The organism is Paraburkholderia sp. (assembly GCF_034668105.1).
GTDB lineage: Bacteria > Pseudomonadota > Gammaproteobacteria > Burkholderiales > Burkholderiaceae > Paraburkholderia.
The window spans coordinates 1-9,590 of record NZ_JAXDPY010000329.1; the positions used below are offsets into that span (position 1 = coordinate 1).

At 61.0% G+C, this 9,590-nt stretch carries 9 protein-coding genes; 2 read left to right on the forward strand and 7 right to left on the reverse strand.

The features are described from left to right. The 3 genes from QOC89_RS15055 to oxlT form a co-directional block, all read right to left on the reverse strand. Positions 1-1,450: aldehyde dehydrogenase family protein (locus QOC89_RS15055; RefSeq protein WP_323045733.1), on the reverse strand; the 1,450-nt coding region annotated here is incomplete at its 3' end. Between the two features lie 77 nt (positions 1,451-1,527). After that, positions 1,528-2,517, reverse strand: a complete 990-nt coding sequence (locus QOC89_RS15060) for a LysR family transcriptional regulator (protein ID WP_323045734.1) — start codon at positions 2,515-2,517, stop codon at positions 1,528-1,530. A 30-nt stretch (positions 2,518-2,547) separates the two neighbouring features. After that, positions 2,548-3,888, reverse strand: coding sequence for an oxalate/formate MFS antiporter (oxlT, locus tag QOC89_RS15065; RefSeq protein WP_323045735.1), 1,341 nt, complete (start codon positions 3,886-3,888; stop codon positions 2,548-2,550). Positions 3,889-4,283: 395 nt separating this feature from the next. On the opposite strand from oxlT, the gene QOC89_RS15070 reads away from it, so the two are divergent. Next, a complete protein-coding gene (locus QOC89_RS15070) occupies positions 4,284-5,231 on the forward strand; it encodes a LysR family transcriptional regulator (protein ID WP_179738303.1) in 948 nt (315 codons plus the stop codon). Between the two features lie 108 nt (positions 5,232-5,339). After that, complete coding sequence (locus tag QOC89_RS15075; RefSeq protein ID WP_323045736.1) at positions 5,340-5,645, forward strand: hypothetical protein; 306 nt, start codon at positions 5,340-5,342, stop codon at positions 5,643-5,645. 59 nt (positions 5,646-5,704) lie between these two features. Here the strand turns inward: QOC89_RS15075 and QOC89_RS15080 are convergent, their stop codons facing one another. The 4 genes from QOC89_RS15080 to QOC89_RS15095 form a co-directional block, all read right to left on the reverse strand. Next, positions 5,705-6,364 carry an NAD(P)(+) transhydrogenase (Re/Si-specific) subunit beta gene (locus tag QOC89_RS15080; RefSeq protein ID WP_323045737.1) on the reverse strand — a complete coding sequence of 220 codons (660 nt, stop codon included), beginning with the start codon at positions 6,362-6,364 and terminating at the stop codon, positions 5,705-5,707. After that, positions 6,361-7,146 (reverse strand): fumarylacetoacetate hydrolase family protein, encoded by a 786-nt coding sequence (locus QOC89_RS15085; protein WP_323045738.1) that lies wholly within the window; start codon positions 7,144-7,146, stop codon positions 6,361-6,363. Before QOC89_RS15085 ends, QOC89_RS15080 begins: the two co-directional genes overlap by 4 nt. 130 nt (positions 7,147-7,276) lie before the next feature. Further along, positions 7,277-8,524: a formyl-CoA transferase gene (frc, locus tag QOC89_RS15090; RefSeq protein WP_323045739.1), complete on the reverse strand. Its 1,248-nt coding sequence runs from the start codon at positions 8,522-8,524 to the stop codon at positions 7,277-7,279. Between the two features lie 271 nt (positions 8,525-8,795). Continuing rightward, entirely contained in the window at positions 8,796-9,515 is a 720-nt protein-coding gene (locus QOC89_RS15095; protein WP_323045740.1) for a GntR family transcriptional regulator, read from the reverse strand. Positions 9,516-9,590 lie beyond the last annotated feature (75 nt).

The following is a 9,590-nucleotide window of genomic DNA, read 5'->3' on the forward strand; positions in this document are numbered from 1 at the left end:
ACTGGTCGATCGCCAGCCACACCGACTTCGGCTCGGTGAAGTTTTCAATCGCCACGTCACCGTGCTCGCGGCCAAAACCGGAATCGCCGGAACCGCCCCACGGCAAACGCACGTCGGTATAGCCGTAGGTATTGATCCATACGGTGCCCGCTCTCAGGTCACGCGCAACCCGATGCACGCGGCCAATATCCGCGCTCCATACGCCGGCTGCGAGGCTATACAACGTGCCATTGGCGATACGGATCGCATCGGCTTCGTCGTTGAAACGAATCACCGTCGCCACCGGCCCGAAGATCTCCTCCTGCGAAATACGCATTTCATGCTCGACGTTGGCGAATACCGTCGGCTCGACGAAAAAACCGCGCTCGCCCACGCGCGCGCCGCCGGTCACGAGCGACGCACCTTCGGCACGCCCCGTCTCGACATAGCCGAGCACAGTCTTCATCTGCGCTGCGGAGATGAGCGGCCCCATCGACGTTTCACGCGCCGCCGGATCGCCAACCTTGATCGCCTTCGCTCGTGCCGCGAGACGCTCGACCACTTCGTCGTAGACGTCGCGATGAGCAAGAATGCGTGAACCCGCCGAACAGACCTGGCCTGTGTTGAAGAAAATACCCGACGCCGCGGCGCGCACCGCATTGTCGAGGTTTGCATCCGGGAAGATCAGATTGGCCGACTTGCCGCCGAGCTCAAGCGTGACGCGCTTGAAGTTGCTGGCCGCGCCCTGCAGAATGCCGCGTCCCACGGAAGGCGAGCCCGTGAAAGTCACTTTGTCGATGCCCGGATGCGCCACCAGCGCATCGCCGACTACCCGCCCCTTGCCGGTGACGATATTCAGGACTCCCGGCGGCACGCCCGCTTCGAGCGCGAGTTCGCCGATGCGCAACGCGGATAGCGGCGTAATCTCCGCGGGCTTGACGATCACGGTGCAACCGCAGGCCAGCGCGGGCGCGATTTTCCACATGCCGATCATCAGCGGGAAATTCCACGGCACGATCGCGGCGACCACGCCGACCGGCTCACGCAGCGTGTACGTCAATGCATCGGGACGCACCGGCACCACCTGTCCGTTGATCTTGTCGCACCAGCCTGCGTAGTATTCGAGCGTATCGATCGCTGCCGGAATATCCTGGCGCAGCACTGCCGAGATAGGCTTGCCGGCATCGAGGCTTTCGAGCGCGGCGAGCTCTTCCAGATTCGCGCGCATCAGACCGGCGAGACGCGCCAGGATGCGGCCCCGCTCGGCCGCCCGTATCGCGTTCCACACTTTCAATGCGGCACGCGCCGCGTGGACGGCGGTATCGACATCCGCAGCGCTGCCTTGTGCGACCAGCGCGATCGGCTCTTCGGTCGCCGGATTGATGTCGACGGAATACTCGCCGTTGCCGGGCGGCAAACGCTTGCCGTCGATCAGCAGATCATGGCGTCTGAGGTCGGTTTCAGTTTCCATCGTGAAGCTCCTTGAGTGGAATGTTGGATGAACCGACTGGCCGCGGATCGGCCGAAGCCAGTGGCTAGAGACGAGGCTTAGGGTTCGTGCAGGACCGTGCCGCCGGGCGCCGCTGCCTGAGATGTGAAGGTATGAGAAGGGAACGACGCCGTGCCGGCTGCAGCCGAAGGCGAAGGCGTGACGGCGAGCGAGGCGAGCTGCGCCCATGCCGCCGCGGCGTTGGGTCTGAGGGAGCGATTGCGACGATGCACGAGCAGTGTCGTCAGATTCATTTCGGGAACCAGCGGCCGGCTTACGAGTAACGCGCCTGGTGCGGGCCAGTGCGCATCGACAGGTAAAACGCCGACACCCAGGCCCAATTCGACCATGCGCAACACCGCCGCAATATGTCCCAACTCCTGCACGGGCCGCCGTTTCAGGCCATGCGCGTTGAACGCGAGTTCGAGCGCGGCGCGCACGCCGGCGTCGGCATTCAACGTGACGAGCGCCCAGTCCTGCAACGCACGCCATGCAACGCTGGCTTGCCGCGCCAGCGGATGCGCGGGCGGCATCACGACGTGCAGGGGCGTCGTGAAAACCACTTGCGCGTGCAACTGGTCTCCACCAAGGGGCTCGGCCACCGAGACCACGCCGAAGTCCACTTCTCCCTGCTCGACACTCGCGATCACACCGCTTTGCGGTTGATCCTTGACGGACACGATCAACTCGGGAAATGCCGACGCACAACGAGCAAGCCCCTGCGCCACCCAACCCGACGAGAGCACGGGATTGCTTGCCAGCACAACTACACCGGTGTGGCCGTCATAAGCGGCGCGTTCTTCGCGCAGCGTCAGCTCGATTTCATCGAGCAGGCGGCCGATTCTGCGCTCCAGACTCGCGCCAGCATTCGTCAGTTCCACCTGACGCGTCGTGCGGTCGAACAGTTTCAATTCGACCGCGTCTTCAAGTTCGCGCACACAGCGGCTCACCGCCGACTGCGTCAGATCGAACTCGCGGGCCGCGCGCGTAAAACTCCTTTCACGCGCGACGGCGACAAACACCTTGAGCTGCTGCAACGAAACATTCATAACGTCACTGCCGGGCGTAGACCGGTCACCCTATTCCCCTGTCTGCTCAGGCCAGTGGCTCAACCGCGAGGACTTGCTGCCGGCAACCGCCAGCACGCCCTGGGGCTCGTTGTGCGATTCGATCCAGCGTGAACGCATTGGCGCAAGAATCAACTTCGCCGAGATGCCCGCGGCGATCGTGACCACGGCGGAGACGACAAACACCAGGCTCCAGCCGCCTGTGGCCGACAGCACCGACGCAATCGGCACGATCAGTGAGGCTGTGCCCTTCGCGGTATAAAGCGTACCCGCATTGGCCGCCGCATATTTGCTGCCAAAGGTGTCGGCGCAAATCGCGGGGAAGATCGAGAAGATTTCACCCCAGAACAGGAAGATCAACGCAGCGAACGTCATGAACGCATAGGGGTTGCTGCCGTACTGCATGAGGCCGAGCAACGCAAGGCCTTCGCCGATGAAAATCACGAACATCGTGTTTTCACGGCCGAGTTTGTCGGAGATGAAACCGCACAGCGGACGGGTAAAACCGTTGCAGACATTGTCGATGGAAAGCGTGGCGGTGAGCAACGGCAAGGTCATGCCGAACATGGTCATGGGGATGCGTGCGAGGCCCCAGTCTTTTGCGATCGGGCCGATTTGCGCGGTCGCCATCAAGCCGCCCGCGGCCACCGCGACGAACGACACATACATCACCCAGAACACCGGCGTCTTGATCATCTGGCCTGGCGTGTAATCGACCTTGGTCACCGCGAACTTCTTCCTGGGTGCCGCTTGCTGACGCAGGTTCGGCTTCTTCAACAGCAACGCGAGCAAAAGTATGGATACGCCTTGCAGAATGCCGAAGAAAAAGAACGTGTGCTCGTAGCCCGAGCGCGTGATCATGTTGGCAATCGGAATGACGGTCACGGCCGCGCCGGCGCCAAAACCCGCCGCGGTCAACCCGGCTGCGAGACCGCGGCGATCCGGAAACCACTTCAACGCATTGCCCACACAGGTGCCGTACACGCCGCCCGCGCCGATCCCGGCAATTACCGCCGACACATACAACATCGGCAAGGTGGTCGCATATGAATTCATGACCCACGCGATACCGGCGCATACCGCGCCGCCGGCGACCACCGGGCGCGGCCCGAACTTGTCGACCAGCCAGCCCTCAACCGGCACGAGCCATGTTTCAGTGAGGATGAAGATAGCGAAGGCGAGTTGAATGGATGCTTCGCCCCAGTGATGCCGCGCATTCATCGGCGTGACGAACAACGTCCATGCGTATTGCAGATTGGCCACCAACGCCATGCACATCATGCCGATGACGAGCTGCCACCACCGGTTCGCCCAGAATACGCGAGCGGTGGTCTGCTGAGTAATATCGTCCATGCGCCTTGTCTCCGCTATTTATTCAGTATGGCCGACTGTTGCGCCGTACTGTATGCGTTTCGTCTTTTCATTATGACCCGAACAGCCTTGCCATCCGGGAATATTTAATATTTGCGTTTTCCTTCAATTCTGATTATTTAAAAACCGTTTTGCCAGAGCGATTGCTTTAACAGGTCAGTTCTTTATTCCGATCAATCAGGCAATGGCAGTGCATAAAGTTTTCACTGCCGCCCCGCCAGGCCTCAATCCAAGCGTTAACCCGAGTAGAGCGTCGAGTACTGCGCCGACAATTCCGCTTGTTAGCTTCTTATACAGGCCCATGCTAGGGTCATTGCTGAATTACTAATAATTAAAGTTTGTTATTATGTTGATTCACGTTTGTTTATACATCGGTCATGACGATGCGCAATGCCACTCTGCGGCAACTGAAGGTCTTTGAAACGGTAGCGCGCCACCTGAGCTTCTCGCGCGCCGCGGAAGAATTGCATCTGACGCAGCCCGCCGTCTCCACCCAGGTCCGGCAACTCGAGGAACACGCAGGGCTGCCGCTGTTCGAGCAACTCGGCAAAAAAATCTATCTGACGCCGGCCGGCACCGAGATGCTGCACTACAGTCGCGCGATCATTCAGCAGTTCCACGAAGTCGACGAGGCGATGAGTCAACTCAAGGGCGTCTCCGGCGGCAAGCTGAATGTCGCGGTGATCAGCGCCGGCGACTACTTCTTTCCGCGCGTGTTGGCCGAGTTCACGCGGCGCTACTCGGGCGTGGTGCTCAATCTCTCCGTGCACAATCGCGAGGAGCTGTTGCATCAGCTCGCCACCAATCAGACCGATCTCGCGGTGATGGTGCGCCCGCCGCACGAAACCGACGCCACCAACGAGCCGTTCGCTCCGCACCCTTATGTGATCGTGGCGGCGCCCACGCACCCGCTCGCGAACAAACGCAACATCAAGATGAGCCAGCTGGCGAGCGAGGCCTTCATCGTCCGCGAGCGCGGCTCGGACACCTGGAATTCGATGGAAGAAGGCTTCGCCGGCCGTCTCGCCAATCTCAAGATCGCGATGGAGATCAAGAGCACCGAGACGATCAAGCAGGCCGTCATTGCCGGCATGGGCATTGCGTTCCTGTCCGCGCATACGATCAGTCTCGAGTTGCAGCTTGGCCATCTGGTCGTGCTCGACGTCGAGAGCTTTCCCGTCATGCTCAACTGGTACGTCGTGCATCGGAAGAACAAGCGCCTGCCGCCGGTTGCCGTCGCCTTCAAACGTTTCCTGATGGAGGAAGGCGCGAGTCTCATCGAAAAAATCACGCGCGTACGGGAATTGAGCGTCTATAAGCAGTAGGCTATGCAAAGCCAATAAAACTTTAATTATTGCAAATTGATCAGCATCCCTATGCTGCAAGTGAGTTCCCGCTTGAGTTCTTCCACTTGTCAGCCCAGGAGGGCGATCATGAACCACGCTTCGGTTGAGTCTCAGGCCAGCACGCGTACAACGAGCGTAAGCCTGGCTAGTCCCGATGACGCCCATCTGAGTGCATTCAACGCGGCCTTCAGCGATCTTGGCCTGCGGTTCCGCTGGGACCAGGCCACACTGGACGTGCTGAAGGAATTCACCAGTGAAGCGGCGCGCATCACCGCCTATATCGAACGGTTTCACGCCCATCTTCACCGCGCATACGACGCCGAGTTTCTTGCCCAGATGATCCTGAGCAAGAAAGCCCGCTACTACAGCGAATTCGCGGCGACCGGCGATTGAGCGTTGCGGCGGGGCGGCCCCGCCATGCGCTCCGTTTGCCGCTCGACGCGTTCGTGTAATCATTCTTGACGGTACATCGCACGGTGACTGGTGCGTTGGCGGAGAGACCCGCGCTTTTGCGCGCGTATGTTCCCAGCGCGCGTGTTCCCCGTGTTATGCCAGTTGTGGCGATGCCGGTATGCGGCCGCGCGCACTCTTTCTGGCGTTATCTCGCGCAGTGCCCAAGCTTGCTCTTCGCCACCGTGCCATTCGATGCGCGCCAACAATCCATGCCGCTCGAGCGCGAATCCCTCGCAATGTCCGGCGAACGCATGCGTGCGTGAACCGCGATCTTTCGAGTACTCGCGGCTGATCATCAGATGCGTGCCCAGTGCGGCGGCCAGCACACTCATTGCAAGCAGCGCCGCAAGTCCGAACGGCTGCGCCTGTTCAGTGACGAAGCCGTAGCCCAGCCATCCGCACAGCAGCAGCGCTGACACATTGACAATGCGATGGCCCGGATGCGCCGCCGCGCTCAGGTCCAACGTACCGCGCATCTTGCAGAATGCGATGGCTGACGTGGCGAAGACCAGCGCGCCAATGAACACCGCGGCATACAGCTCGATACGTTCGAGATTCGCCTGCGACGCCGCCAGCAGATAGCGCGCAAATCCGCCCAACATGACAGCGAGCCCTGCGGCGCTGCCGAGCAATGCGACGAGCCGCGGCCGTCGCGTCATAGCACGACCTCGCGCACAGCCTCCAGCGTGTTGCTCAATGTACCGATTCCATCGATCGAGACCGTCACCGTCGCGCCGTCCTTGATCGAGCCGACACCCACCGACGTGCCGCACGCGATCACATCACCCGGCTCGAGCGTCAGGTCCTGCGAAATCAGACGCACCTGCTCAGCCGGCGAAAACACCATGTCGTCGAGCGGATAGTTCTGCCGCTCCACACCGTCGACCATCGTGACGAGTCGCGCTGAGCGCCAGTCGAAACCGGACACGATCGAGGGGCCGATACAGCAGAACGTATCAAAACCTTTTGCCCGGCACCACTGTGGGAAATGCGGATTCTCGTTCAGCAGATCGGCGGCGGTCACGTCGTTGATGAGCGTATAGCCGAAGATCGCTTCAGCAGCCTCTTCAGCACTCGCATCGCGGCAGCGCCGGCCGATCACAATGCCGAGCTCGCCTTCGTAGACGATCTTGCCCGCGTAACTGGGCGGCCGCCGGATCGGTTCGCCCGAGCCGATCACCGATCCCGCCGGCTTCAGCAGAAATAGCGGGTGTGACGGCACGGGCTTGTCGAGCTTCGCGGCGAGCGCGTGATAGTTATTCCACAGCGCGACCACCTTGCTTGGCGCACAAGGCGCAAGCGCCGTGAGAGCGCGGGTCGACAAAACAGCGCCGGTCGGCACCGGTTGATCGAGACTTTCGTACTCGTGCAGATAGCCGCCTTCCACCCGGCCGAACACGACACCACCGCCGCTCGACATGAAACGCATCCACGTATCCATTCGTCACTCCTTGAGCGAACCGGCGCGATACTCCCTGCTCTTCCTGATCGCGTGCTGCGAGGAAAACCGCGCCGTCATCACAATGCATTGGGTCAGCCCGCGCCAGGCGCGTGCCGACACGTCTACGCGCTCAAATCGCGCCGGCAGTGCGCAAGGCGCTGATCTGCTCGGGCGAATAGCCGAGTTCCGCCATGACCTCGTCGGTGTGCTCACCCAGCAGCGGCGAGCGTTTGACTTCGGTCGGGCTGTCCGACAGTTTGATAGGATTACCAACCGTCAAATATTTGCCGCGGGTGGGGTGATCCACTTCGACAATCGTGCCGGTTTTGCGCAGCGACGGCTCTTCGGCGATTTCCTTCATCGACAGAATCGGCCCACAAGGAATGTCGTATTCATTGAGGATCTGCATGGCCTCGAACTTGGTCTTGGTCATGGTCCAGCGCTCGATCTCGGCGAAGATGTCCTTCAGATGCGGCAAACGCGCGGCAGGCGTCGCGTAGTCCGGATGGGTGGCCCACTCTTCCTTGCCGATCACCTTGCAGATCTTCGCCCACACCGGCGCCTGCGTGATGAAGTAGATATAAGCGTTCGGATCGGTCTCCCAGCCCTTGCACTTCAGAATCCAGCCCGGCTGGCCACCGCCCGACGCATTGCCCGCGCGCGGCACCGCTTCACCGAAGGTCCCGTTCGGATATTGCGGATACTCTTTCATCGTGCCGGTGCGTTCGAGCCGCTGCTGGTCACGCAACTTCACGCGGCACAGGTTGAGCACGCCGTCCTGCATTGCGGCGAGCACCTTCTGGCCACGGCCGGTTTGCGTGCGCTGATACAGCGCCGTGACGATCCCGAGCGCCAGATGCAAGCCCGTGCCGCTGTCGCCGATCTGCGCGCCGCTCACCACCGGCGGACCATCGTCGAAACCTGTGGTCGACGCCGCGCCGCCCGCGCATTGCGCAACGTTCTCATAGACCTTGCAATCCTCGTAGGGGCCAGGGCCGAAACCCTTCACCGAGGCGACGATCATGCGCGGATTCAATTCCTGAATTCGCTCCCATGTGAAACCCATCCGGTCCAGCGCGCCCGGCGCGAAATTCTCCACCAGTACGTCGCACTGCTGGATCAGCGTCTCGAGAACCTGCTTGCCTTCCGGGTTCTTCGTATCGATCGTGATCGAACGCTTGTTGTGATTGAGCATCGTGAAGTACAAACTGTCCACGTCGGGGATGTCGCGCAGTTGCTCACGCGTGATGTCGCCGGCACCGGCCCGCTCCACCTTGATCACGTCCGCACCGAACCACGCGAGCAATTGCGTGCAGGTCGGGCCCGATTGCACATGTGTGAAATCGAGAATGCGCACACCGTCGAGTGCTTTGCTCATTTCCAAGTCTCCTGATCAATCAGTTTGTGTGCAACGGTTATCGACCGACGCGCCCGCTTCGATAACGCCCGCTCGCGCGGATAGATGGTTCCTGAACTCGTTTGATATATCACATACCATATTTCATGGATCGTCAAGCGAGGCTTAACCCTGCCACCCGTCCACACCTTGTCCGCACCTGGGATCGAGCACGTAAAAAAGCCTGCAGTGACGTCGTCACTGCAGGCTTTTTTCCAATCCGTAGCGTGGCGCCTACCCGGCGCTCAGGTCCTCAATCCAGAAAATCGCAATTCGCTTCGACAAACGCCGCGAGGTCGAGCGAATGCTCACGTGTAAGCCGCTCGGCGAGCTCGGTATCGCGCTGCTCCAACGCCTCGATGATGCGCAGGTGGTCGACGATCGAGCGTGACGCGCGGTCGCTTTGCGAAATGGTCATGCGGCGAATCGCCCGCACGTGAATAAAGATGTTCTTGATCGTGTCGAGAATGATCTGCGACTTCGACAACTCGACGATCGCCTGATGAAACGCGATATTGGCGTCCGAATACTCGGCGATATGCTCGGCCGGCGTGGCGTCGCCGAAATGGTCGAACATGTGGCGCAAGCGGGCAATTTCCTCGTCCGTGGCATGCAGCGTAGCCAGACGCGCCGCCATGCTCTCGAGCGCGGCCCACATCTGGATCATTTCGACGATCTCGCGCTTGCTCTTACGCACGATATAGATGCCGCGCCGCGGCACCATGCGCAAGAAGCCCTCCTGTTCGAGCAGCGTCATTGCCTCGCGAACCGGCGTGCGGCTCACGCCCAGCGATTCGCTCAGCACGCGTTCGTCGAGACGGACTTCCTCGCGCGTCTGGTAAATATCCGCGTCGGCAATAGCCTGGCGGAGCATTGCATACGCCTGGTCGCGCAAGCTCGCGCTCGCGCCGATGGGCTGCAATGACAACGTCAACGGTGTGGCCACTGCTTCAGTTTGAAGTTCTGACGACATTCATCGCCTCTTTTTGAACACGCGCACGGTAGGGCGCCGCCGCAGCCACGCCGCCCGCTTCGCCCAAGCCGACAA

What these genes read in the sequence shown, in the direction of transcription:
- oxlT (WP_323045735.1), bottom strand. Translation starts at nt 3,888, where the DNA reads ATGGACGATATTACTCAGCAGACCACCGCTCGCGTATTCTGGGCGAAC.
- QOC89_RS15070 (WP_179738303.1), top strand. Translation starts at nt 4,284, where the DNA reads ATGACGATGCGCAATGCCACTCTGCGGCAACTGAAGGTCTTTGAAACG.
- QOC89_RS15060 (WP_323045734.1), bottom strand. Translation starts at nt 2,517, where the DNA reads ATGAATGTTTCGTTGCAGCAGCTCAAGGTGTTTGTCGCCGTCGCGCGT.
- QOC89_RS15075 (WP_323045736.1), top strand. Translation starts at nt 5,340, where the DNA reads ATGAACCACGCTTCGGTTGAGTCTCAGGCCAGCACGCGTACAACGAGC.
- QOC89_RS15085 (WP_323045738.1), bottom strand. Translation starts at nt 7,146, where the DNA reads ATGGATACGTGGATGCGTTTCATGTCGAGCGGCGGTGGTGTCGTGTTC.
- QOC89_RS15080 (WP_323045737.1), bottom strand. Translation starts at nt 6,364, where the DNA reads ATGACGCGACGGCCGCGGCTCGTCGCATTGCTCGGCAGCGCCGCAGGG.
- frc (WP_323045739.1), bottom strand. Translation starts at nt 8,524, where the DNA reads ATGAGCAAAGCACTCGACGGTGTGCGCATTCTCGATTTCACACATGTG.
- QOC89_RS15095 (WP_323045740.1), bottom strand. Translation starts at nt 9,515, where the DNA reads ATGTCGTCAGAACTTCAAACTGAAGCAGTGGCCACACCGTTGACGTTG.